We start from the raw sequence: 567 nt of genomic DNA on the forward strand, positions 1-567 counted from the left end.
TGTTTTTTTATTATTATATTTGCTAATATTTAAATATAAATATCATTTAAAAATTTGAAAGGATGCTGAAGAAATAATGTGTATTAAAAAAATAAATTCAAAAATTATAATATTCATGTATTTGTCTATTTCTTGTCTTACATATATTACATCTTTATTTATAGATAGTAAAATTTTTAATTTTTTATTATTTGTTGAATATATTTTATTCTTTGTTCTTTGGATTTTTTGTGATGATAAAAAATAAAGATAATACAGTTAATTTTACTCAATCATTTTAATTAGCAATAATTTAATACTATTACTACCATTAAAAAAACGCTTATATTATATCTTAAAGTTATGGTACACAAGTATTCTATGTAAAAAATAATTGACTTTATCAATAAAATATTATATGATTTATAAGTAATATTTTTGCCAGTATGGCGGAATTGGCAGACGCGCCGGACTCAAAATCCGGTGTCCGCGAGGACGTGTCGGTTCGACCCCGACTACTGGTATTATTAAAACAAGACTTAAGTGTCTTGTTTTTTTATTTCGATGAATTGCAAATAATATTGCGAC

The 567-nt window shown here is 23.5% G+C and carries 1 tRNA gene; it reads left to right on the forward strand.

The annotated features are described in order from the left end of the window. Positions 1–419: 419 nt before the first annotated feature. A tRNA-Leu gene (locus AC5EAH_RS08200) sits at positions 420–503 on the forward strand. The last annotated feature ends 64 nt before the right edge of the window (positions 504–567 follow it).

This window comes from Staphylococcus sp. B1(2026) (assembly GCF_058895785.1).